The sequence below is a fragment of the Paenibacillus sp. Dod16 genome (assembly GCF_049893405.1).
Taxonomy (GTDB): Bacteria; Bacillota; Bacilli; order Paenibacillales; family Paenibacillaceae; genus Paenibacillus_AQ.
In genome coordinates this window covers 1-25,197 of record NZ_JBNDYG010000059.1, presented here as the reverse complement: position 1 = coordinate 25,197, position 25,197 = coordinate 1, and the positions used below count along the sequence as shown (strand labels likewise).

The following is a 25,197-nucleotide window of genomic DNA, read 5'->3' as shown; positions in this document are numbered from 1 at the left end:
ATATAGAGAGAAATAGAAGGTTGTGTAAAATAGCACATTTTATAAAATCTTTATCCTACTTTAAAGATGCACAGCAATCATCAAATAAGCAAATTAATTCAACCAGTCTTCTGTAAGATCTAATTTTCTATTACAGATATCGCAATGAACTTGAACAACAACTCCTAGACTTGTTGGTGTAAAAATATAAGAAAACTTCCCACCTGTTACATCTAGTGACTCACAAGAATCCCAATTCTTTATCTTCTTTTTCATTTCAGCTGTGATTTCAAATATCATTCGTATTCTCCTTTGTTTAAAGATAATAGCCCATATTGTAATTCATCCATTTTAAAGTACCTTGCCCGAACCCTTCAAAAACAGTTTCGACAGGTGAAACACACTTCTTCTCGCTTCGATTCAAAGTGAAACCGGGTTCAATAATCCCAAGCTCCACGTTATAGTTGTTAAAACTTCGGCTCTTGTCTCAAAAGAAATTTTTTCGATTAGGAACTGCATGGAAGTTATGCCGCATTTGACTATGAATCCTGCATCATGCAGCCATTCGACTTTAGACTGGATTTTCATTTTTTCTAACCCCATTCAGATAATTCTACATACCATTCTTCTGGTTTTCCAGGCGGGTATCCCCGTTTCAGATAATCGCGGCCACCGTCTACAGAAATGTTACGACAACGGCATGTTTGTACATCATATCTGTGACAAGATTCAATCACATCATTACAGGATAAACATCGGACTGCATTTTTGATGATTTTAGCCATAGGATTACCTCCTTTCTCTACTACAACTCCTTACTTCGTAAATATTCCTGAATAGAGAGTTGTACCTGTTGAGAGCAATTTTTATATCTGCATGAACTAAGTATCATAGGCAACGTAGTATTTCCATAATGCTTCTTGTGCAAAGCAACCGTATGAGGAATCATTCTGAGCTGATAATGTTCGGTTGATTCCAAATACTGATCTAACATATTAGTAGATCGCGGTAACTTCTCACTGTAACGTATGATTCGAGCCTTATCTTTAGTAGATAATAAGTTCAGAATCGTATACCGTTTTATTTGCTTGTTAGGAGGGTTCTTATATAATTGCTGACAAACTTCTTTAATCACTAACATTAATTTTGTATCTTCTTCTTCCCAAAGAGGGCTTTTAAATGGGTGATCTGTCAGAGGCAAAATGTTCTCTAACCCGTTACCCTCTTCCTTCATAAGTTTAGATAGGATTTTACTCCCCATGATTTTCCGTAGATCGGATCTGCTGAGCCCTGGGAATCGTTCTAATAATTCCATCAGCTTCGCCCTTGGTTCTACCTCTACTTCGGACGTCACAGCAGCTTCTTTCATAGCTGGAAGGATTTCTTTCTCATACTTCTCTCTTTCATTTATATAGCGGGTCACGACGCTCTTGCTTGTATGGAGTAATATACTGGTTTCATTGATACTCTGCGTCTGATCATAGGTGAGATAGAGCTTATGAATCCAATTCAAACTTCCTTTAGTGAGAGGATGTTCTTGGTTAACTTTCTTCCCCATATAAAGAAGCAGGTATTTTTTTATGGTGCTTCGATTAGCTCCTAGGGAGGCAGCTATGTTATTCATGCTCTTCCCTTTATTATATTCAATGACAAGTTGTTCGTGCCATAACGGCCCATATTCAACCACCTTTACAGTAGCGAAATCAAATTCTAATTGTCCGTCTACGCAGCTGGACCGATATTCCATTTTACAGTGTTTACATAGAAATCTGCCCCTGATTCTTTTAGTAGAATAACAATAATGCTGCTTATTGGAGGTAATCACATTTTGGGCATACTTCGCACAAACCTTATTTATACATGGCCAAGGCCCGTTACCAAATGGAATGGGCGTTTTTTTATGTGCACTTTCATACTTATGGAGTTGTCCATAACCTCCAATTAACCAGTCCAACACCAACATATGAACAATTGGATTTCGGATGGCATTCTTTTCGCTGAAAATTTGTAGTGCACTTCGTTTTTCTAGTAAGTCTGGTATTAACCCTAGTTCTTCTAGTGTTCGAGGTGAATATCTTTGGAGGAATTTTTCATGGAATTTTTGATTCATGTACCTACCATCTGGATGCTGATAACCCATTTCTCTTGCTAACAAGTTGTAAATGTAAAACAGGTCACCAATCTTAATTTCACCATTTAGTATTTGATAGACATCTTTAGAAATCCGAAGTTTTAACTGCATAATTTCATCTTGGTGTAACGTGTCTATTGTGCCACTTAGTTCGTGCCCATTCGGGCAGTGGGTAGATCCTAGAAATATTGTGCCATATAGCTGCCCCAATGACACTTCACACTCCGGACACTGACTAATTAAAACACATCGATGCTTATGACATACGTCTATACTACCAATTTGATGAGAACGATGAATGTATACTTCCCCAAAACGCTCCTCATCTTCTGTAATACATTGAGTACAGTAGCGAACATCTTTCGAAATAATAGGAGGAATTAAAACAGTTGCATATTTTTCACCTTGTCGATAAACGATCATCCTTGACCGTAATTCGTCACGATTGACGTCAGACAAAAAGGCAGCGAAAAAGGGGTAAAATGTATGTTGGAGGAGAAGTGTATCACTATCGGGGAATAAAGATGGCACTTTTCTCTGAAGCACCTCCAAATTATGAGGCAGGAAGGGCACCCTTCTAGAATTTATTCCCATTAATTCCTGAATCCCTTCTATATAGGAGCACCCTTTACGGAGAACATATCGGTAAATTAAACTTCTTAATTCCTCATCTGGGTAAGGAGATGGAAACATTTGAATTCGGCTCAAAAGTATCACCTACTCTGCTCGTTTTTCAATCGGTTCTGCCTTCAACTCCATTGTAGTAACTGATCACACTATTAATTACGTTGTCTAACTGGACAGCAGCGTCTTTACGCAAACCCGCATTTCGGATTAATTTCCATTTGACTACGCTTTGTTCTTCTTCAAATAATTTTTGCGCAGCCACTTCAATTCGTCTGATTTGGAACTGATGGATAGTCTCTACTTCCCTGTCGATCAAAGCTTTACATCTGGGTAAAGCTACGAGCTTCTTTTCTAATAATGAAAGCTTCCCAATCCTTCTTCCAATTTCTGAGATGGTGACTCGAATCGGTTTACCCGAGGTTGATCTAATTTCTCTAACTGCCTGAGAAATAATCGGTAGAAGCTCTCGATCCCTTTTCTCCCAATCGACTCGAATTTGAAGTATGTCCTCTTTAGCCGTGCTATAACAAGTGGCATTTGTTTGGTTCGACAAGTCTTCGGAAAGCAGATCTAGGTCGATTGTTCTTACATTTTCACCAAATGATTCATACTTATCCATGGATCTAGGCTGCTCCTTCATTTTTAAATAAAGGGTAGAGCGATGAACCCCTAAACACTCGGCTTTCTGCCTAAGTGAAAGATTTGAGTTAACTCGGAGTTCGTCAAATTTTTGTTCCCAAACGATGCCGAACTGCTTGATTCTACCGATTTTCACTCGATCGCACTCACTTGTGTCCGGCCCTCTTCTGGAGTACACAAAACCGCAATTACACTTGAACGTACCCACAGGTCGCCCTGTATCCGAACATCTCGTGACTATACAACTCGGAATAGTGTTTTCTTTAAAATGATCTGCCACTTTATTCAAGCACGGCCATGGACCTGTACCAAAGGGATGATAGGTCTCCTTCTGCATTTCGCAGATCGAATCTATAGTTTCAGCAAGAAATTGCATCACTAGCAAATGCCGCAGGCTATGGATATAATCATGGCCGCGCAGTAATTTATGCAACCAGGTATCCTCCGAATGTTTATTGATTTCGGAGTGACACATGTGGAGTAGGTCCTTTCCCAGTGTTTGATATAGGTTTGAACGAAGATTTTGAAAACGTATATTTCCATTCGGGGTGATGAAGCCGCGCTTCGATAACTTTGCCCTATACATGGGGATATTGTTCAGGTATTCGTCGTCATACGGCATATTAAGTAGCGCATGTGATTGTTTTGCAAGGAAAATCAAATGTTTTTTTTGAACGTTACACGAATGAGGCGCAGCCATTTTTTTACGAATGAGATCACGTTTCAGACTTACATATTCGTGCCTGTTTCGTCTTAAAGTGTAAGGAATCACTGAGTCTTCTAATATGCATTCATGTTTATAACAAACAAGAACGCCTGGTAATTGATGTGACCGATGCCAATATGGAAGCCCGTACGTTATCTCATCCTCTATGATGCATTGAGGGCACACTCTAAGAAAAGGAGGATTTTTCACCGTCGAAGCTAGTAAACCTAACCGAGCATTCACGGCTCTGCCTAGTTCCCCCGTCATGGCTGATTTTACGAAATGAGTTCGGTCTTCGGGAAGAAAAGCAGCAAAATACGGTAACAGGGTGTGAGACTGGATGATCTCTGAAGGGCTCATATTATGCCTCATAAGATGGCTAATTTGATCTATGTGTGCTGGCAAACCTGTAGCAGCACAGAAGACAGAACCATTATATAACTCAGTCATAGTCGCTTTGCTGCTATGATTCCCCGCATATAAATGGTATCTCGCTAGGGCGCTATACAGTAATTCATCTGGAAATAAGGAAGGGAAGAAACCAGTCAGTATAACCACGTCCTATCTTGGTTTATACTTCTAGTTTTCCCCTTTTCATAGAAACTAAACTTTTGCACTCTCGATTACGAGACATCTTCATCTGGGAACAACACATCTTGAGATCCGGTATATCCAGCCTCGGTCAAGGATTTGTATAACTCTTCTGGCGTTGTCTTTCCCTTTTTGGGTACATGGTTTCGAATATCGTTCGGGTCAGCTTCGTCAAAGCCGCTTAAGATATGCTTAGCCACCTCCATCCGTAAAGCAGTAACATCTGCGTGCGGCTCATGATTTTTTATATAATGCAGAGCAATTTCCTCTGCTTGTTCAATTGTGGTACCTAAACTTACAGCCAGTTTGACCAGTTCCATGTATGTTTTACGGTCGTGGTCTATTTTTTCTGTCGGCATTTCTTTCTCTCGAAGATTACCGTGAATACTTACCTTTTCTTCTGATTGAGCGAGATAGTGAGAGAAGTCATTCCATTTCGGATACAAATCATCTATATCATATAAGGCTGATTTATTTTGAGTTTTTAATGCCTTGATCATCGGCTGAACCCAATTGAAGGTGTTCGGAAACAACTTTCTTAAGCCTGGCAACTGTAATGCGTTCCTTTCCCCCCTCCGTTTCTCCAAGAGCGATAGCATCCCACTGGGCAAGCATATAGAGTTTTACCGCTATATCAATAATGCCTTGGGTTAACTCATAAATTGTTTTTTTCATCGGTTCCGTTAATTTTGTTGGGGTGGCCGTCCATTGGTATCTCCACAAACTGGATATGAAATAATCCCAGTCTTCACTATCCGACATGCGGTCAATAATCATATCTCCTTGTCCGCATCCCCTTCTTGCCTGACTAAATGATCCGCCGAACAACCGAAGTGCTTTGTAGGTACCAACGAGAACCACCGGAACACCTATCGTATTGATAAGTTGCGTAAAGAAATTCAGCATTTTCTCAGAACCGCCGCTCTTTGCTAGACTTAAGTTCTGAATCTCATCAATCACTAACGTCCCCAAGCAATGAAGGGAAGCGATGTGGGCCATTTGTGGGATTAATGTGTCCGTGGTCGAGCCATTCGTAACAATTTTTTTGAAATAAGAGGTACCCAGTACCGCATCAACGGCTTGAAAAAAGTTGATACAAAGTCCTTTGATCGAGCCATCATAGGGACAGTTTAATTTAAGCCACACCAACTGATCCAAAACGAGTGGTTGATTATGATAAGCCGTATGCTGAATTACTTGAGGATACAGGAGCAAATTAAGATCCACCGCCGTTGACTTCCCTTGGCCGCTAACACCAATGATATTAAATCCAGCTGCAGTTGATCGTATGCCTGCTGCGTTCTCGCCTTTCTCATTCACTCCTGCTTTCAGAATCTTATCGAATCCGACATGAAATTGTCTTGCATACTCCCTTTGCAGAGGATTACGTGCTACATAGCCATGCCGAATCATCCGTGAAAATCGCTGTTCTATGGACAAATGGATAGGGAGAATTTCCACATAATCACTTAGCTGTTGCACACAATGCAGCCTGAGCCTTCTACTGAGATCCCGCTGTGAGTGATCGTAATCAGGATAGTGGGGTATCGCATCCAGTAATTCATCTTCGTCCAAAATTCTAGGAAGTGATTCGATCATGGGATTTCCAATGTAACCCTTGATTACCTGATCGGAATGATACTGAGCCTCTATAACAACACCTTTCAAAATCGGATTGCGTGTGTACTGCTCAATGGTTTTAACCATTTAACCCCTCCTCTCTTTACTTTTATTCCATGAGAATAATTTCATTCGGTTTTACTGGATTAAGAGAAATCTATAGTCCATTAGTTATGTTTGTCTCAAGCTCTACAGCTAGATACAAATGCGGGTGATCAAAAACTTCCTGACTTTGATGCGTTAATTTTTATATCTTGTGAGGAACATTCCCATACCTTTCTCATTGTTTAGTATGGAGCTATTATTCGTTATCATTTTCATTTTTTCGCCTCTTCAATTTCTCGATTAGAGTTAAGCCTCGTACCTCTGTAAACATTTCGTCCTCTATTAATTCGTCGTTTATATTTATTTTTGGCACTTCATCAGAAACACCTAAACGATAAGCTTCCTTGGTTTGTATCTTCTTTCGGTCTGTCGCCCTATTTTCTTGAATATTCGATTTAAACTCTGCATTGCTGATACTTGCTTCACTTCGTGCTTGTTCCGTTAACGAGATTTCCTCCTGCTTGATTTGCTCAAATCTTTCATTCATCTTAAATTTGGCGTGATTTTGAGTGTCTTTATGATAAACGAGCGCAAGTTTCTCCTCCTGTTGTATCATCTTTATCTCCTCCAGACTCAGGTCCTTGAATCGATCCGATTTCTCCTGTAAACGGCAGGTGAAATAATGGAGACCATCTGGAGATTTCACATAAATCGAATTCATGCATCTTCTGTCATACGCTATCGTGACTGAACGGGAATCACCCTTTACAAACCACCCGACCTCCGTCAACTCGTCACATTTGTAATGAATTCCCTCAAAGGCTATACCTAGCCTTGTAGCTGTTACCTCTTTACAAGGAAGCAAATTTAATCGAATAATGTCTCTGGGAAATGCCTTAAGATGGCCTGACCGATTCTGTATCCCCCAATTCCATAAGTGAATCGGAACTGGCAGAATGGAATCAGGAATCATGCTGGTCTCAAGCGGATAATGCCTAATCGCTTTACTATTATTGTGATACATGATCAGTTCAATCATCAATTTAATAAAGCCCCGTAACGACAGCTTAGCATCGAGAATATAGTCTTTTCCGCCACGTTCCTTAAAGTCAGGCTTCACTGCTCCAGGAATCCATTGTTTAATCGTGGTATTCACCGTTTTAAAATTAGACTCTACTATTCCTTTCCAATCCGCCCGATACGGTGGTTCATTTTTGATTGTGACTCCAAGGCTTTCTGAAAGAGAATCTGCTTTTTTGCTTTCCATTTCACCTCGATCCCCCACAATGACTTCAGGCATATACTGACATGGCCACTGCTCATCGTTAATGTGGATATCGTATTCCGCACAAAAATCTACCTTATTCGTGGTCGCATTCTCGATAGCCATCATGGCACCCTGCCAAGATGGGCCTTCTAGTCCCACGTAGAATCCAACAATCATCCTGCTGAATACGTCTATAACAAGATAGATAACAGGTCTTCCGATAACCTTGGTTCGATTAGCATGGCTGACGAGATAGATGTCTCCTATCGTTGCATCAATCTCGAAAATACTGCCTGGTCCAACCGCTCTTCGTGTAGCATTACCAAGAACAGGTCTGAATTTTAATTGGTATTTCCGAACTCCCTCACGTGCCATTACAACCTTACGGTAGTCTTCCGTTTGTCTGTAAAAATACCGTAATTGATCAATCGTAGGGACTTTGTGACTGGGCAATGGAATCTCGTTTAGTTCTCCATTCACCATAACTTTTTCAAGAAAGTACGTGTGCCACATACGCTCGTGAACAAATTCCATACTATTTGCATCCGTTGTTTTATACCATTGGGCAAGGGCTGCTCCCAAGATCTTTCTCATTTCTTTTGTGATGATAACGCCTTGAAATTCTGGAGATTCCGGATGCATTTGCGCGAGCAGACTTCGCTTACCGACCTTTTTTGTGAAAGTCTTCTTCTCCCCCTTCTTACTTGGCCGGCCACAATTAAAATAGTGCGCTACTAGTGCGTTTTTCATCTTTCCACCGGTCCAATAATATCGTATATACCGGTAAATTAAGGTCTTGCTTTTGCCTGTTTGTTGAGATCGTTCCCTTATCAGTTCCCCCCGGTGTGTCCGGTTATAGATAGCAGGTTCGTTATCCACCAAGTCTTTGATTAATTCCCACCTTTCTTCAATGCTAGAACTGTGTTCTTTTACATACTTCGAATGGGGATCCATAAGGTTTGCGAAGGGATCCACCTCAGCAATGGTATATAAACCTTTACTTAGAGCCTTTTCAATTTCGGTAAACTCCCTCTTTACCGGAATGGGTCTATCTTCAAAGATAGATATGGTATACAAAAACCGTCTATCCGGGGTGATATATAAAATTCGTTCTTGAGCCCTCTCACTTTGCAGGATGACATTCACTTGTATCTCCATTTGTCTCCTCCCACTATGCCCGCTTGATATCAATCGGATCCATCGCTGGTTGAATGATTCGATTCATATTTACAAGCCACCGTTTATTTGCAATAAGATGGCGGACAATAAACAAACTTGTACCTATAGGAAATCCAAATCTCAGATCACACTCTGCAGCGTATTTGGAACAAGACATACTCCTGCTCTGCAGCAAATTAAACAATTCGGGCTCAACGGAGTCGATGATGGATTCATTCAAATGACTCATCCCCTCCAACCCTCGTGCGGAGTGAACCCAGGACACATTTTTAACTAGATTGTATGAGATATCTTTATCTGTAATGAGTCTCCATTGAACCCCTTCATCTGCAAAAAAACGTCTTTCAATTTCAAATTTCTCTATGGTTCTAGGGGTTAGATTATCTCGCGGTTTGACCGTATGTGCCCAATATTCCAAACCGTGTTCGGTTTGAACCGTAAGCATAAAATCCGTGGTTATCACAATGGGTTCTTTTGTTTTCGGATCACAGGGATACCTAATTTTTAAAGTATCCGCAATAAACATCGTCTTTTCTTGGGGTAAAAGCGGAAATTGCTCCCGAATATCCACAATACGGGGGGACCACTCACACATATAAAAATAGGCTGTTTCAAGATGCTCCGATAACAAGTGATGGATTCTTCCCGTTTTCCAACCCTTTATGCGACTTACAACCCCTATGGATGGAACATCGTGAATCGTCAGCCAAGGTTTATACGTCGCTCCTTGCCCTTGTCCTCTTTTTTCCTTTATTCGTCTTGCAATGACGCTTCGTGTAGTGCTACGTTTTCGTTTCGCCATAATTGAGTTAACCTCCTTTATGATTAAGAAATGGAAAGGCAGCCTGCATGAGGTATGGTTGCATGAAGAGGTAGGTTGAACGAGTTGAATATTATTGTGGGGGATAGGATTTTTGATTCCTATTTGTAACAAAAAAGCGCACAACTTGAGATCTCGTTGTGCGCTCCTGCTGAATATTGCATCCATTATACCATATATTGTTTTTTTCATGACTTTACATCAGAATTACTTTAGTGCTAACCTGGCACTTAGTAGATTTGCACGCTATACATTCATATTCTGCTGGTTATACTAAAGGTTCATCAGATATTCGTGATAGTATTGATTTCGAAGTTCTTCTTTACGGGTCTGCATTAAGGTATATCTTAGATTCACATCAACAACCTTTCGATATGTATCCACGTCCGATTTTTTCAAGATCCCCCTACCTGTATAAAGCATTACTTTCTTCATGTCGACCCGACCAAATGTCATAAGGGCTTCGGTCCCTATATGTTGAAATACATCGACACCCAAAACCTCCCGTTTTGAAGGAACACATGCTACGGATCCGCACGAAAGTTTGAATCTCTGTAATGGCTTGATATCAATGACTAGGAGTCTTTTTAAATGCATCCATTCATTAGATAAAACCTCATATTTATCTTTTTCATGCGTCCAGGCCTTTACTTGATCATTAACGTCCATATTCCCTACCCATTCCCTATAACCATGTAACCTCGTAGGATCGATTCTCACGGTTTTATTTGGTGAAAAACGAATCGTGGGGCGTTTGGGAATCGTCCATGATTTCATGCTTTCTTGAAGATCTACTGGCAACGATTCCAAATCTATTTTTGTTACAACGGGAAGTACCCCAAGCTGTAGTAAGTGGTCTTTGAGCGCTTCGATATCATCCTCAAAAACACGGATGCCCTGAAAAAAGCCAACAACGCCTAGTTCTGTCCACTCTAGGCGTTTCTCTCCTGTGCTTGTTTGATATTCACGGATGTTTTCGCGTAAACAAGAAAGCTTCTTCTCACTCTCTATCATCCTGTGGTAATGACCCTTCGAAATGAAACTTTGAAAACGATCTACGTATTTCAAACGCAAGCCTCCTTAGTTTCTAGACGTTAACCGTTTCTTATCTTTCCGTGCTTCCTTCAGTTGTTGTATCTTTGTTTGATAACTTTCGATCTCCGGCATAACAATCCGTCTTGTCAGCATCAGGCAAGGTATATATTGTTCCTGACTAGGCAGCAGGATCATCAAACGTTCTTCCTCGTTCATGTACGCTGAAAGTGTCCAGTGGCTGGTTTTCGCAGCTTGTTCAAACCACTTCTCTTTGATCGCTAGTGAACATGTGTAATATTTTCCGTTAAACAGAACTCCATTTACAGTTACCTCGGCAAAACCTTCCAAACCCCTCACCTCTTGATTTTTCATATATTCACCTTTTTTTCCCATTTCATCGAAAGCTAAACTTGTACTTTTTGAAAAGTTGAAATCCAAAAAGTTTAGGGTTTTTAAGTTTGAATTTTTTCATCCGGGAAATAACTGATAGAAGAGGTGATAGAATCGTGGAAGAAGACATTGTAGAACAGGAACTCCCAGATCTGGGCTATGCGGAAGGCTTTGATTACTTATATCAACTACTGAGCCATTTAACGAGCTCCAAACAATGGTTCGGGCATAAGGTCTCCCTCATGGTTCGTTTATCACGAGAAACACAGCAAAGTCACGTTTCTCGGGCAGATATTGAGGCGATGTTCCCCCAATATACTGCAAAAGAACTTGATACCATTCTGAATAGCCTTATTGAGGGAACATGGTTAGTTCGACAAGAAGGTACACTCCAATATTCACTATCCAAAAGTGGTTTGTTGTTTCTACGTTTCCTCCCATTTCTTTATCGGGGCGATGAAATGGATGAAATGTCCTTCCAGCTTGCAGTAACCGAAATTTTAAAGGTTGCTGATCTGATGGGCTTAAGTTTATCGTCCATGGAGCTGTTGCGGGATCAAATCTTGTACTCGGTAAGACGTCACATTTCGGAACTCGCCAATGCGTTAGTATCCAGAAATGATGAGCGAATACGAAAACTTATCCACAAAATCAGTGAATTTGTCGGAAATATTGATGAATTAATTAAACGCATGTCGGACATCACGAATTACAAGATTTCAAAGGGATTAGAACTTACAGAAGCAGATAAGCACGGCATCGAAATACTCCTCACCTTCCATCAACGAGTCATGAGTTTATATGATGAGCGTAAACAATACTATCTTGATCATCAAGTACTGGGCTCTGCACCATTCACCAAAAGTGATATTGACCGTTTATTGTCAGGCTCTTCTTTCTATCAAATGACCGCGTGGATTGATAAAGGGGTTTTTACACCCTCTGGCTCTTCTTGGTTCGACGAAAACAATTTAATTGAATCCTTGCAATTATTTCTACAGCAAAGAAAACATAGCCGTGGAAGAAGAATAAGCCGAAAAGTAAGTGGAGGGGAAGAAATGCTGGAGAACATGTTTATCGAATCTCCTTATTCCGAAAAATTGACCACCGCATTAATTGAGGAATTTAAAGTCAAGGAGTCCCTGACTTTGGAACAATTTCTTCAGCCTTTATCGGAAAAGGTTGAAGGTTTCATGTATCTGGCTGCACTCTGCGCAATGGAAAATCAGAAGTTTCTTTGGAGAGATTCCCCATTTATAGGGTACACGTTAGATACGAAAATGCATAGTCTGACCCTTCAAGAACACCTTTTTCATCAGCTTTCAGATGCTCTCATTGAAAGGATGGGTACACATGTTTAACTTAAACCAATGGATGGATTATAGCCCGGAAGAAGTTTGTGCGATGCTAACCATCAAAGCATGTCCTAAGCATCTAATTCCTCGACTCGAGTTTGATGATACTTTTCGTACAGATGTAACGAATCGACTTCGAGAGGTTGGATACGAGTTTGTCGATGATCCGATTTCCCAGCATTTTGATGCACGTTTATCTCAGGATATTCGTCACCTCGAGCCTTTTACCGAGGGTCCATTTCCACCTAATGAGGGGCAGTCGGTTGTTGGAAAGGCATTACTTGTGATTCTTTGGTGCAATCTCATTTTGCCCAAATATGATCATTCGCTAAAAAAACAAATGGATGAGGATCCCCATGTAACCGAAGAACAACTATTTGAAAATTTTAAATCACAGCTTGGCTCCATGCAGAACTTGAGGAAAAATTTAACCGTGCTGAAGCAACAAGGTTTTATACTAGGGGTTCGCGGTACAACCTCTATGATCGCGGGCCCCCGCTTATCCACAGCTGTGGATAATTCAAAACTTTATGAACAGGTCCGAAAGCATGTCATTGATCTTCTTATCAATGAAACTGATGCATTGAAAGAAGAAACGTCACTTGCGTTTACGGAAATAACGAAAGAAGGTGGGGATACATATGAAGAGAATTATGGATAAAAAGTATTTGCCGATTCGTTTTCTGAATCTGGAAATGGAAGGCTTTTCCTACTTCCCGCGTCAAGAAATCCCATTAGACGCACAAATCATTGGGTTAATTGGTAATAATGGTGCCGGCAAAACGACCATCCTGAATATGATCCGAGTACTCATTGGGTCAAGAAAATTCGATAATAACCAATCTCTTCAAACATTCTTTGAACGGGATGATGTCGATGAAATCTATATTGTCGGACGTTTCGTGAATACCATTCATCCCACTTACGGAAAACGTCCATTTGAAGCTATTGGTAAAAGGCAAGACACCGTTTCTATTGTTTGTAGAATCAAACGCGATCCATGCAAACGTGAATACTGCGTTTTTGATGGCTATTTTGATTTAGATCTTGATTTAAAGGCCTACATCCGCTGGTTGAATATGGAGCAATATGCTCGGCAAATGCAAGAGATCGGTCTAACCAGATCCCTCATCAATGCTTGTAGTTTAGACCAAGGTAAAACGGAAGATATTATGGATCTCAATGAAGAAAAATTGGCTGACTATATTTTGCAGATTTGTGGAGAACAAGAGAGATTGGACCGCTTTAACCAGATTAAAGCGGATATTAAAACGTTAAAAGAACAGTATTTTCATATTAATCTACAGAAACAACAGCAAGAACTTACATTGAGGGAAATTGAAAACAACATCAGCCTCTGCAAGCGGATACTCGAACTCGAGCATGAGATAAAAGCTCTTCAATTGGAACTTCCGCTTTCAGAATATGCACACTTAATGAATGTATATGAGGAGTTCAACCAAGAAATAGTAGATCTTTTACAAAAAGAACATGAATTAATTTCAAAAATAGAGACAAATGCTCAATTGCTTGCCGATCATACGCAGCAATTATCCAAAACCAAGATAAACATCATAGAATTAAATGGATCCATGAGAGAGCTTTCGGAAAAACGAACATCGACAGCGGTTGAAATATCCAATCATGAACGTAATGCTGCAGAACTAAGCACGTTCATCGAGACGTATCATCCCCTTCCTGTTCAAGACATAGCTCAACTATCTGAGGGAAAACATCAATTGAATCAAAGCTATAAAGACCAATTAACCATAACAACAAATTTGAAGAATCAGCTACATCAGCTTGAACATAAAATTGCTCGCATGGAAACATCAAAGAAAAGTGAATTTCCTGCCGGCGTTATACAATTAAAAAAATGGCTGGAATCTAAAGCCATTGATCATTTATTAATTGCCGATTGTATCGACATCCCCGATCCGTCTTGGCAAGAAGCTATAGAAGCTATGTTAGGAACGGAACGATTTACGATCGTTGTAAGTCCTGAAGACATGGTCCAAGTCATGAAAGAAGCACAAGCAATTAAGTATCCTTTCTGGGTATCACCCTATAAACCTGCGTATTTACAGCTTAAAAAACAAGCCGTTCTGAACAAAATCCTTCTTAAAGACGAACGAATAGCTGGTTATTTACAGCGATTTGAAAATGTAATGATTGCCCATAATCTTGAAGAAGCATGGGCCTGGGTTCGTAAAGGTAATAGTGCTTTATTAAATTCACCGTCTCCCTATTATGTTGTTGAACGTGGCGGACGTTCTATTGGTGCAAAAGGTCTTTATTGTGGTCAGTCTGCTTTTCAAGCCCAGCTTAAGGCAGACAAGAAACATGCACTCGAACAAAAATCCCTACTAATTCAATCAGAAGAGCAAGAAGTTCTCTTATTGGAACAGCTGAACGCAATAATAGAAGAAATTAAGACCCAGGAGCAAATTCTTCTATTACCTAGTAAAAAAGATACTCTCGCTCACACCTACATGATCCTTCAGCAACTTCAACATGAGATGGATACCCTGACGAAATCGAGAGATGAATGTACGAATTCTCTATTAGAACTTGTCACCCTTCAAAATCAACTTAGTAATCAAGCTGGCGTACTAACTGAAAAATTGAACGGTTATCGTGGTGAATTATCTATCGTTGAAGTGAGCATTCGGGATAAGAAATCGCAGAAAATCAACATCGAAGCCCAAGCCGATGAAATTCGGAGTCAATTTACCGAAGAACAACGAGTGGCATTAGCTGTTGCCGATAAATTGGCCACACTAGAGAAACCGGAGCAATACCGAAAGAGTATAGAAATGAAGGAATCCGCTGTCGAGATATTGCGGAATAATATATCAGGAGGAGCCGTCCGACCGGGAGAAGAAATAGCTACAGTCAAATTAGAGCAGTCGTATGAAAAACACCGCATGCTTCTGGATCAACATCAAGAGGAGATTCAAAAAATTCAAGATGATTTGGACAAACTTGAAAAGAAGCGTGTTGAAGCTAAAAACGAGTACCGAATTATGGTTGATGAGGTATTTCAAAAAGTACGGAAATCACTCGAGGAAATGGCAGCGCGGGGTAATTTCGAAGCCTCATTAAGAGCTGTTTATTTGGAGGATGAGCGTTGGAAGGTTGATTATCGTCTAGGCTTTAATGGGAAACCGGCAAAAAGTTACCGGGATAAAAGTGCACTTAGCGGTGGACAAAAAGTCATTGCTTCATTACTTCTAACCTTCGCTGCGATTAAAGCAGATGGCGTACTCAGCTTTATGTTATTGGATGAACCGTTTGCCCATTTGGATGAAGAGCGTATTGCCTTAGCCGGCCAGTTTCTAAGTAATTCCGAGGCTCAAATCATTATAGGGATGCCCTATTCTGAAAACATCAAATTGATGATGCCATGGATGAATATGTTACTTAATTTCCGACCTAAAAAGAGGAATGAAACAGTAGCGCCTCCGATTACTTACGGAAAAATTCGTCCGTAGATTTAATTACATAAGGGGAAACCAATGATGACCTGTGGCACAACCAAACATTCTTTCAAAACAATTACGATGTGGACTCCAGTTGAATTCGAAAACGAAAACTATACAAGTAGGAAAATAAAAGTCTCTACCTGCAGACATTGTGGCTTTACTCGTCAAACTCCCATATCTGAACGGATCAGATATGGAGCCGGTGAACCCCCTTATGATCTAGATAATGTTCTAGAGGGAGAGATGCTAGAGTTGACTCGCTCCCTCCTCTTAGATCTAATCAAATCAAAGACTCGCAAGCGATGGGAAAATTGGAAAGCACACTGGTTAACTCATGTTGAATATCAACTATTTGACGAATCCGTAATGAGATTATTTAACTGGGGCTTGCTAGTCATGCACGAGAAAAAGCTCCACAATCGTATCCAGACCTGGGATCCCAAGTTCGTATCTGCTAATCTTGGAATGTTTGAATCTGATATTGCTCGCCTCATGGAAATGAATTTCGACACGAATACAGCCGAACTCGATTCACTCACGATGGCGTTCCAGGACCTTAAGCCATTGACCGAAAACGAACATCTCATAAAAAAGGTCATTCAATTCGTAAAAATAAAGAGAGATTCATCTACCATACACATGATACGACTGCTATTTGCTCTTTTTGACCACAATCAGAAGCAAAAAACCATGAGTTGGAAAATGTTCTCGCAACAGTATTTTTATTCGACAAAAGCCCTTTCAGAAGGGGATAAGCATCGCTTACGAAAATTACTTGGAAAAAAACTATCCGACTTTGGTATTCACTCCAATAAGTCACGAATTTGGATAACCGGTCCTTTTTCATGGGAACTAAATGGCTATACGAACTATGGGCTTGCATTTCATGGAAGTTTATCTTTAACTCGGAGTATGATTCATAAAATGCGGATAATATCCTGGGACTCCCCCCATCTTCTCATTATTGAAAACAAAGATTTGTTCGATTCACTAGTTGATAGTCAGTGGTTAGACCCATGTAAATGGTCTCTCCTTTACAGTAAAGGCTTTATATCTTCTGAAGAAATTGAGCTTATTTCCTATGCCTCAACATTTAATCTAGTGTCTATTACCATATGGCCAGACTTTGACCCTTTTGGGTTGTCCATTGCCATTAATATAAAGGAAAAATTAATGGGGAAAGCCTTGAATATCCCCGTTAAGATATTTGGATTCACCAAAGAATGGGGCGAAAGGTTTCCTGGCACCAGCCCCTTAACTAAAAGTGATTTGAATGAAATTTATCGGTTGATGACTTATCCTATTCCCCATGCATGTATAGAGGCTCTACATTTGATGAAAAGTACAAATCGGAAAGGTGAGCAAGAGTTATGTTTTGATTTCTTTACAGAATCTGATTTTGAGCGCCATTTATCTCAAGATGTTGTACAACTGATCTAAACCAGTGTTCGATTCTAATGTGCCTATGATAAAACAATGACCGCTATAGATCAGTTAATTGCCACAACGAAAAAGATGTTTCCTCTTAAGGACATGTGAGGGCCAAGTGCCGTTTATTAAGGCGATAAGTTATAGTCGAAACTTGGCGTCATTGATACTAGAATTTTTTTATTGAAGGGGATATCACATTATGAGCACAAACAGTCAGTTACTCCTTTTATCGAGCTTTTGTAAATATTTCACTGGCCCATCAAACACTAAAATATTCAAAAACATTATATAAACTTCCTTTTGTGGGATCCTCTAACCATTCTTCATGCTTATGTTTGATTCTATCAGTCATAAATGGAGATTCCTTCAATAAACTCCAACTTTCTTTATATAATTCAATTAAGTATTTTAATTGTTGTGATGGGTTTTCGCAAACGTCGAGTACGCCGTGAGAACTGAAGTCCGGTGAGCTGATCCATGAGCTGATACGGTAATCGCCGCTGTCGATGCCCGTTCGATCGTCGCAGATCCCGGCGTGATGCTCCAGGTTATGACCGCTGACTCAACGTACATCATCATGTGTACGATGAGCCCTCTCAAATGCAGAGCCCTCCGATGTTTCCACTTCCCGGCAATTAAGAGGTCGTAAAGTAAGCTCACCCTTCATCGATGGCATGCGTATAGACAATCCTGGTGTTTTGTGGAAGTTAATTATCGGTGATATTGGATAATATTAATAAGAATGGGGGGATATCAATGTGCGGAAGATTTACCCTAACTATTAACGAAAATGAAATCGTCGATCATTTTAAAGTGAGCAGGGTCGAGTATGAGTTAAAACCGCGTTACAACATAGCGCCTTCTCAAACGATCGCTGTCGTAAATGGAAGTAGCGGAAGAAGGGTATTGGAAGGATATAGATGGGGACTTGTTCCATTTTGGGCCAAAGATATTAAAATTGGTTATAAGATGATTAATGCCAAGGCTGAAACGATACAATCTAAGCCGGCCTTTCGACATCTTATTTCCACGAAACGTATTATTATCCCGAGTGACGGGTTTTATGAATGGAAAAGAGAAGGGAAGGACAAAAAGCAGCCGTATCGATTCCAGATCAAATCAAAGGGCGTGTATGGCTTTGCCGGTTTGTACGACGAATGGAAGGATCCGGACGGAGAGACACTGCGCAGTTGTACCATAATTACTACCAAACCAAATGATTTGGTGGCAAATGTGCATGATAGAATGCCGGTTATTTTGGATGATAAAAAAGCAGACATCTGGCTGGATCCGGATGTACAAGATAAAGAAAAGCTTCAGGAATTATTATCTCCTTTCCCTGCTGCCAACATGCTTTCCTATCCAGTTTCTGCTGCAGTAGGGAACGTTAAGAATACGGGTTCGGAATTAATAGATGAGATTCCGTTAAACTCAAAATAAGACCCACTTCCACGCTAAGGCGTGGGAGTAGAGTAGTCGTCTTCTATGTAGGAGATGATAAGATGAGATATAATGGAAGAAGCGAGCCGAGTTCATCGGCTGAGAATTCTACTGACTTCTTTCTGAAAAATCATGGAAGGGACTGTTTAAAACTTGGGATGGATTGCAAAACGATATGACAACATTTCAGATGTTAGCCAAGAAGCTAATAAAAAGGAAGTGCTACAGTTCAGTAATGCGGAGTTACTTCTACTAGAAGATGCATTGAACATCGCACAAAGAGAGTCCGGTCAGTACATTAGCATAGGAAAAACACTGTACAAAAACGTGCGCGGTCACTTAGATTCCCAGGGCTATAGATTCAATGAAGACGGATCATATTACCACATTTCTCGAGGTTAACCCTATCTCCTAAAGGATAACACTTGTAAGTTGAAGCTGTCGACCGCGACCTGTGTGCGTATTGGAGGTAGTAAAACACTACACAAATCACCGAGGGAGAAGAGCTCAATTGAAAATAAAATTGCAGATAACCGAGTTTGTATTTTCACTATCATTCACTATGGCTATTATCGGGAGTTTTTTTGCTATTCGAGCTAATATTCTCGGTACATCAATTTCTCTTTTTTTTCTAATAGCTGCTATAATTTATCCTATTGTCGAAGTAACCATTTCCAAGAAAAATTACGGACACGGTATATGGTACAATCGGTTGTTTAATACGTTTGAATTTCATATTGGATCTCTCACGGATTGGAATATGATTGCTGTAAGAGCAGCAAAAATTCGACGACTAGCTTCGAAAAAGGGGGTTAGTGTATTATTTTATACGGATCATTACAAGGAAGAACGGCTTCATGAACTGGCAAAAAACATGAATATTTTCAATAGAGATTCGACGGGCAAATCCGTTGCAATGGTTGGCTTATAAATGTACAAGTATCGGGGCTACTTTCTACAAGAAAGAGGCATGGAAACGTAAAAAGTATCCTTTAGTCCGATGTATCATGGAGCCTGGCAACGAAATTTAGTATGAATTTGATAGCAACATTCTATAGGGAAAAACCGTCAATTATTGAGGAAGGTACAACAGTTTTAGGAGGAATATGAATGAAAAGGTGGAGTTTGCTTGTAGTACCTTGTCTTTTCTTGTTTATTGTTGGTTGCTCTGGAAATGAATCAATCAATCCTGAGAAATGGGATCGTTCAAGTGGCTATGTGATTGCAAAAGAAGACCAGAAAATATTGGTAGTCAGGCATAAACCTGAACTTGAAACTGGCAACATGTCAGTATCAGAACTTCTCAAACAAAACCAACCTGATGCAATCTGGATAACGCTCAAAAATCCAGAAGTGTATGACACTATAGCAATAGGTGATAATGTGGAGTTAGGTATTGAAGGAGTAATTAAAAACTCCTATCCCGCCCAAGCCAATGCTACCGTAAAAGTCAAGAACTAGTGTCATTTACAATGTTAAAAAACGCTTTTGTGGATTGGTTAGCCACAAAAGCGTGTTTATTTAAAACGATGAATCAGTATAAACACCGGACATTCCTAGACCATCAAACACACGACTATACTTCGAAAAGTAATCGTAAACTTCATTGCCATTTTGGTCCAATAGCGATCCTGCATAAACTCCTTCTATACGAGCATAGTTTTTTGTTCCGTTGTTAGCGATAGAGTAAACCAGCCCTCCACTGTCTCCACCAATTGCACCGGATAGCGTAGTGACAACTACATCTTGTGTATCTCCAGGAATGTCAAAGGAGTTATCAATAACTTGAACTGGACCGAAGCTGGAACCATTACCGGACCGTGCATGGACTCTTACATAATCTCCTACTTCTCGGTAATAGCCTGCATAATCCGTTGTTCCGATTGTCATAGAATTCCCATTAAGGAAGACGCTTGGAGTCACAGTTACATTAGTAGTATAACGGATATATCCAGCATCAAAGTTTCCAAGTAGACTTCCATTAGACATATTCCCGATAGCGGCAGTTCCATCCGATTTATCATACCAAGTACCATTTCCACAATGCCCTGCTATAACGCCGACATCGTTTCCATTGGCACGCCCGTTGAAACCAAGGCTACACTGATATTCACCGCCCGTGACAGTTCTCTCAACTTGTTCACCGGGATAAAGATTGTATGCTTTTTTCTTGACAACAAGATCGCCAAATACCCAATTAACCATATCTTCATCAATATGTTTAAGTATTGTTTCCTTATTGATTTTATAATTTTCCTCCGTGATGTAGACATTCACTTTATTCTTTTCTACACTAATTCCGACCCCTTCAAGACCTAATTCTATTGCTAAAGCAGATAATGCTTCCTTAGAGGAATACAATTTCTCCTTGGAATATTTCACTTTTTGAATTTTGGTTTTATCTTTGAACTTTGCGATACTTTTGATTTTTTCTTCATTAGCAAGTGACGTGTCTGTCAGTAAAATAACATTATAGCCATCTTCATCGGTGTATACTCCACCGTAAATATCCTCCATATTAGAAGTGACGAATTCTTGTACCTTTGCACGATCACCATCTTAACAGATGTCTTTTTTCTCTTGTCTACTAAAAGGGGATAATACCAAATTAGCGACTTTATATGGGATCATGTTCTTGTCCCTCGACAAGTCGCAATAATGCGACTACTTACAAATTATCTCTTTAATAATTCAATAAGATGTTTAATAGAATCGCCATCTTGTTTTTGTATATCGAGTAACCATTTTTGAGTCTTCTCTCTGTTATACTTTTTACTCATCAAACATTTCATGAAAAAATTTCTTAACTTCAATACATCGTTTTCAATATGAGAAAATGTACTTTCAAACTGTATAGCATCATCCAAATATCCACTTTTCATTAAATATTTAACACGCATGGTCATCAGTTTTTTGTGCTCATACAAGGCATGAAGAGATCGTAATGTTACTGGCGATATTTCTTCCTGATCAAATACCTCTACTAAACTACGATAAACCCCTACCCCCCAAGTTCTATTTCCTGAAGTCCTACCTTCCGGGTCTAAAAGCGGTACTTCTAATGCTGCATATCTCATCGAAGTATTAAACTCATTGATATAATCTTCTAGTTGAGTCACTACATAATCAAGATTTAATTGATACTTCGACTGGTGTCCTTCATCAATTCTTTTTAGCAATTGGACACCTTTAAATTCATTAGTATCCGAATACTCACTTTCCACAGCTTTTTTAAACGATTTATACTCTACAACTTCACGACTATAAGTCCCATTGAAAAAATCAGCAACATAAAAATGCTCATGCTTAGAATCGTAACCATATACAAAAATATCATGACCTATATGGTTGGAACTACGATATAATGGCAAATAAAAGGTGTCAACACCTAAATATACATAATAACCTAAGTTTATGCTATTAATTATAAAATCACAGACATCCATTTCAATACTATTAAAAATATCCTTCTTTATAAATTGTACTTCGACTAGAGGATAATGTATTCGGCTTAAAGGTTCATATGTATCCAGGTAAGTATCAAAATTAGTTACTGCAGGATATATTCCACAAAATAATTGTACATGATTATTAAATAGCCAATCATAAAAGTGAGGATGATTGTTAAGTATAGAAGTAATATTAGCACGGAATGGATAACTTTTAATTAATGGTTCACCCATTTCTAATATTTGTTTCATTCTTCTAATCTCCTTTTACTCAATATACGATAATTTTTGGCGTATAATTTTCCCATTCTCATTCCTAGGTATTTTATTCACATTATAAAAATAATGAGGAATCTTATAAGGGCTTAAATTTTGTTGGCATATCTTCTTTAGTTCAGTAATAGAGTTGTCATCAGCATTATTTGTTACTAATAAAGCTATTATTAATTCACCAAGAATAGGATCCTTTTTACCATAAACCGCAGCATCTAATATATCCTTTTGCTTAACTAAAAATTCTTCGATCTCCTCAGGGTATATTGTATTTCCTCCAACCAGAATGACATTCTTTTTTCTTCCAATAATACATAGTTCCCCTTTTTCGTTCAGGTATCCTAAATCCCCTGTTCTTAGCCAATTATTATTTAGTACTTCTCTCGAAGCTACTGGATTATTATAATAACCAATCATATTGCCAGGACTATTAATTAGAATTTCGCCGATCTGATTTGTTTTACATAGTTCATTATTCTCAGTGATTATTCGAAGTTGGATGCCCTCAAAAGGTCTACCGACAGTTTTATCATCAGTGCTAGGATATATATCACTATCGGGGTCAGTACAAGAAACTCTAGGCCCTGCCTCTGTAAGTCCATAGGCTTTTATTATTTTTGTATTTGGTAATTTCTTTCTAGCTTCAATTAGTTCTTGCGCCGGAGTATAATCACCGGCGCTAATTATAAATTTTAAAGATGATAGTAAGTCTGGGTCTTTTGGAGGGTAACGATTCATTAAATGCAAATGTGTAGGCACACAACCCAGTGAATAAATTCCATGCTCCTTTATTAATTTGTAAATATCTCGTGGAAAAAAGGGTTTAGAATAAACTACTGAAGTACCACCTAAAATTAATTGTGCCAGTAGTTGTGTTGTGTTCACGAAACTTGATGTTAGTGGAAGGATAATTAGTGTCTTATGAATACTATTTTTAAAAACTCTGTTATTATGCCTTTTTGCGACCCATAACAAGCCAGAATGAGATAATTGGACAATCTTAGAGGATTTGCCTGACGTCCCTGAAGTCGGTATCAAAACTGCTGTTCCATCTTTTAAATACCTTATATCCCTGTCATTATTGATAAAGGTTTCTTTTTCGCTATAGTTTAGAATTTTTATATTGAATTCTTCGCGGTCTAATAAAACATCCTCTCTATCTGTTATAAGAATAGTTGAATTCGTTTCTCGAATATGATTTTTAAGTTCCTGTACTGTGCTTTTTATTGATACTGGAACAACAACGCTTCCGGAAAAAAGGATCGCTAAATATGAAATATAGTAAAAAATAGGGTTATGAAGACATACAGAAATATTGGTTGGGTTTCCAAGTTTATTTGAAAGCTTTAGAGCCTCTTCCAACAATGAATCATATGTGATACTTTCGGTGTTCCATATTACTGCGATATTATCTGGGTATTTTCGTGCTGTTTCAGTAAATACACTTTGTATAGTATTAGTGCTCATATACATAATATGATCTCCAATGAAAAATAATAAAATATGCTGGATTCAAAAACTATGACAATGGAATAAAGGATCTAACCTTTCCTGTACTTGAATCTGGAATTATTATGTCAACTTTTTCTGTTGTCACAAATATATCGCATTTCAAAAACCTCTTTAATGCCTTTTCTATTTCTGTCTTAACATTTTTATCAATAATACCTTTTCCGGTATATTTTATATGGAACAGTTCGTAGTTTTTTTGTTCAACTTGTATTTGTATAATATCAGCTATAGGATTTAATAGAAGCCAAATTTGTGAGAGAACTGATCTATTTACAGGGCCTTTAGGTGTGATTACAGATTCACCCGTTCTACCTAAAATTTCAAGGATAGGTTCGTTTGAGCCACAAGAACATTCTTCCTTTAAAAAGCGACCTACATCACCAATTCTATAACGTACAAGAGGCATAGCTAATTGCATCTTTCCAGTTACGATAATATCTCCATACTCCAATCCGTATTCGTTGAAGAAGAAGAAGTTGGTTTCTCTAGTAACAGTTTCGCTCATGGGTTCACTTTTGTTTAGTGGTATAGCAAGTGCTGCTCAAGCAGGCTTCAGTTGGTGGCCGACTTTGAGAGAAGGTTCAACTGGTGGTTATGTTTCAGGTTTACAGGCTAACTTGTGGGCGTTCGGACAACAACCATATACAGCGATTGATGGTAGTTTTGGATCCGGAACAAAAACAGGGGTTATGAACTTTCAAAGATATGCGGGTGTTACCGCTGACGGTGTAGCTGGTTCATCTACATGGAATAGGTTCGATTACTACTCATTCTATTCAACCGATAAACATTGGTACCTAGATAGCCCCCAAAGCTCGACTTATTGGACCTTCTACGATGCAAACGGAACTAGAGTATCATACGAAGTACTGTATAAGTCTAATAACGCGAGAGTTAAATTCGGATATGTCAATTAATTAACAAGGAGGTACATTATACAATGAAGATAAAAAAAATACTTGTTACATGTGCGACAGGGGCTTTACTTCTAACAGGTGCTGGATATGCGTATCAGTCCTATGCTGCCGAAGGGGATACTACGATTCCAGAAGTGGTTACAGAAGAAAATACAGTACAACAAAGTGAAGGAATTACCGCCTCAAACACTCAAGAAACAGTAGTCCCGCCTGATCCGGGAGTTCAAGACAAGAGAGTTGATCTGTCTCAGCTTCCAGAGGGTGTTGAAGTGCGTATTCCTGAATCAATCAAGGACACAGCTCCTG

General features: G+C 39.2%; 24 protein-coding genes. 9 read left to right on the top strand and 15 right to left on the bottom strand.

Annotated features, from left to right (window positions below):
• Window positions 1-93: 93 nt before the first annotated feature.
• The 10 genes from ACPV3A_RS32195 to ACPV3A_RS32150 form a co-directional block, all read right to left on the bottom strand.
• The gene (locus ACPV3A_RS32195; protein ID WP_063477424.1) at window positions 94-279 is read right to left on the bottom strand and encodes a hypothetical protein; all 186 of its coding nucleotides are present in this window, start codon (window positions 277-279) and stop codon (window positions 94-96) included.
• 293 nt (window positions 280-572) lie between these two features.
• The gene (locus tag ACPV3A_RS32190) at window positions 573-764 is read right to left on the bottom strand and encodes a DUF7695 domain-containing protein (RefSeq protein ID WP_074961871.1); all 192 of its coding nucleotides are present in this window, start codon (window positions 762-764) and stop codon (window positions 573-575) included.
• Between the two features lie 20 nt (window positions 765-784).
• On the bottom strand, window positions 785-2,818 hold the full coding sequence (locus ACPV3A_RS32185) for a TnsD family Tn7-like transposition protein (protein WP_074961873.1): 2,034 nt from the start codon (window positions 2,816-2,818) through the stop codon (window positions 785-787).
• A 25-nt stretch (window positions 2,819-2,843) separates the two neighbouring features.
• Window positions 2,844-4,640 (bottom strand): TnsD family Tn7-like transposition protein, encoded by a 1,797-nt coding sequence (locus ACPV3A_RS32180; protein ID WP_074961876.1) that lies wholly within the window; start codon window positions 4,638-4,640, stop codon window positions 2,844-2,846.
• Window positions 4,641-4,705: 65 nt separating this feature from the next.
• Window positions 4,706-5,173, bottom strand: a complete 468-nt coding sequence (locus tag ACPV3A_RS32175) for a hypothetical protein (RefSeq protein WP_063477427.1) — start codon at window positions 5,171-5,173, stop codon at window positions 4,706-4,708.
• Window positions 5,145-6,380: an ATP-binding protein gene (locus ACPV3A_RS32170; protein WP_063477428.1), complete on the bottom strand. Its 1,236-nt coding sequence runs from the start codon at window positions 6,378-6,380 to the stop codon at window positions 5,145-5,147. Before ACPV3A_RS32170 ends, ACPV3A_RS32175 begins: the two co-directional genes overlap by 29 nt.
• A 214-nt stretch (window positions 6,381-6,594) precedes the next feature.
• Window positions 6,595-8,763, bottom strand: coding sequence for a Mu transposase C-terminal domain-containing protein (locus ACPV3A_RS32165; protein ID WP_063477429.1), 2,169 nt, complete (start codon window positions 8,761-8,763; stop codon window positions 6,595-6,597).
• A 13-nt stretch (window positions 8,764-8,776) separates the two neighbouring features.
• Window positions 8,777-9,586, bottom strand: a complete 810-nt coding sequence (locus ACPV3A_RS32160; RefSeq protein ID WP_063477430.1) for a heteromeric transposase endonuclease subunit TnsA — start codon at window positions 9,584-9,586, stop codon at window positions 8,777-8,779.
• Window positions 9,587-9,877: 291 nt separating this feature from the next.
• Window positions 9,878-10,672: a hypothetical protein gene (locus ACPV3A_RS32155; protein WP_063477431.1), complete on the bottom strand. Its 795-nt coding sequence runs from the start codon at window positions 10,670-10,672 to the stop codon at window positions 9,878-9,880.
• A gap of 12 nt (window positions 10,673-10,684) precedes the next feature.
• A complete protein-coding gene (locus ACPV3A_RS32150; protein WP_063477432.1) occupies window positions 10,685-11,011 on the bottom strand; it encodes a hypothetical protein in 327 nt (108 codons plus the stop codon).
• Window positions 11,012-11,145: 134 nt separating this feature from the next.
• Here ACPV3A_RS32150 and ACPV3A_RS32145 point away from each other — a divergent pair, with 134 nt between their 5' ends.
• The 4 genes from ACPV3A_RS32145 to ACPV3A_RS32130 are packed head-to-tail and all read left to right on the top strand — an operon-like array spanning window position 11,146 to window position 17,309.
• Window positions 11,146-12,390: a hypothetical protein gene (locus ACPV3A_RS32145; RefSeq protein ID WP_063477433.1), complete on the top strand. Its 1,245-nt coding sequence runs from the start codon at window positions 11,146-11,148 to the stop codon at window positions 12,388-12,390.
• A complete protein-coding gene (locus tag ACPV3A_RS32140) occupies window positions 12,383-13,045 on the top strand; it encodes a hypothetical protein (protein WP_063477434.1) in 663 nt (220 codons plus the stop codon). The genes ACPV3A_RS32145 and ACPV3A_RS32140 overlap by 8 nt, the downstream gene beginning before the upstream one ends.
• The gene (locus ACPV3A_RS32135; protein WP_063477435.1) at window positions 13,026-15,878 is read left to right on the top strand and encodes an AAA family ATPase; all 2,853 of its coding nucleotides are present in this window, start codon (window positions 13,026-13,028) and stop codon (window positions 15,876-15,878) included. The genes ACPV3A_RS32140 and ACPV3A_RS32135 overlap by 20 nt, the downstream gene beginning before the upstream one ends.
• Window positions 15,879-15,902: 24 nt before the next feature.
• Complete coding sequence (locus ACPV3A_RS32130; RefSeq protein WP_143767935.1) at window positions 15,903-17,309, top strand: hypothetical protein; 1,407 nt, start codon at window positions 15,903-15,905, stop codon at window positions 17,307-17,309.
• Between the two features lie 399 nt (window positions 17,310-17,708).
• On the opposite strand, the gene ACPV3A_RS32125 is transcribed toward ACPV3A_RS32130, so the two are convergent.
• On the bottom strand, window positions 17,709-17,900 hold the full coding sequence (locus ACPV3A_RS32125; RefSeq protein WP_143767936.1) for a hypothetical protein: 192 nt from the start codon (window positions 17,898-17,900) through the stop codon (window positions 17,709-17,711).
• A 156-nt stretch (window positions 17,901-18,056) separates the two neighbouring features.
• On the opposite strand from ACPV3A_RS32125, the gene ACPV3A_RS32120 reads away from it, so the two are divergent.
• From ACPV3A_RS32120 to ACPV3A_RS32110, 3 genes are all read left to right on the top strand, one after another.
• Window positions 18,057-18,740 carry an SOS response-associated peptidase gene (locus ACPV3A_RS32120; protein ID WP_063477437.1) on the top strand — a complete coding sequence of 228 codons (684 nt, stop codon included), beginning with the start codon at window positions 18,057-18,059 and terminating at the stop codon, window positions 18,738-18,740.
• Window positions 18,741-19,251: 511 nt separating this feature from the next.
• Complete coding sequence (locus tag ACPV3A_RS32115) at window positions 19,252-19,671, top strand: hypothetical protein (RefSeq protein WP_063477439.1); 420 nt, start codon at window positions 19,252-19,254, stop codon at window positions 19,669-19,671.
• 179 nt (window positions 19,672-19,850) lie between these two features.
• Window positions 19,851-20,201 carry a DUF3221 domain-containing protein gene (locus ACPV3A_RS32110; RefSeq protein WP_063477440.1) on the top strand — a complete coding sequence of 117 codons (351 nt, stop codon included), beginning with the start codon at window positions 19,851-19,853 and terminating at the stop codon, window positions 20,199-20,201.
• Window positions 20,202-20,261: 60 nt separating this feature from the next.
• On the opposite strand, the gene ACPV3A_RS32105 is transcribed toward ACPV3A_RS32110, so the two are convergent.
• From ACPV3A_RS32105 to ACPV3A_RS32090, 4 genes are all read right to left on the bottom strand, one after another.
• The gene (locus ACPV3A_RS32105) at window positions 20,262-21,257 is read right to left on the bottom strand and encodes a hypothetical protein (protein WP_063477441.1); all 996 of its coding nucleotides are present in this window, start codon (window positions 21,255-21,257) and stop codon (window positions 20,262-20,264) included.
• Between the two features lie 158 nt (window positions 21,258-21,415).
• On the bottom strand, window positions 21,416-22,441 hold the full coding sequence (locus tag ACPV3A_RS32100; RefSeq protein WP_063477442.1) for a hypothetical protein: 1,026 nt from the start codon (window positions 22,439-22,441) through the stop codon (window positions 21,416-21,418).
• 15 nt (window positions 22,442-22,456) lie between these two features.
• Window positions 22,457-23,935, bottom strand: coding sequence for a class I adenylate-forming enzyme family protein (locus ACPV3A_RS32095; protein WP_063477443.1), 1,479 nt, complete (start codon window positions 23,933-23,935; stop codon window positions 22,457-22,459).
• A 46-nt stretch (window positions 23,936-23,981) separates the two neighbouring features.
• Complete coding sequence (locus ACPV3A_RS32090) at window positions 23,982-24,479, bottom strand: hypothetical protein (RefSeq protein ID WP_063477444.1); 498 nt, start codon at window positions 24,477-24,479, stop codon at window positions 23,982-23,984.
• On the opposite strand from ACPV3A_RS32090, the gene ACPV3A_RS32085 reads away from it, so the two are divergent.
• A complete protein-coding gene (locus ACPV3A_RS32085) occupies window positions 24,478-24,891 on the top strand; it encodes a peptidoglycan-binding domain-containing protein (RefSeq protein WP_063477445.1) in 414 nt (137 codons plus the stop codon). The genes ACPV3A_RS32090 and ACPV3A_RS32085 overlap by 2 nt on opposite strands.
• Before the next feature lie 23 nt (window positions 24,892-24,914).
• Window positions 24,915-25,197: hypothetical protein (locus ACPV3A_RS32080; protein WP_426203777.1), on the top strand; the 283-nt coding region annotated here is incomplete at its 3' end.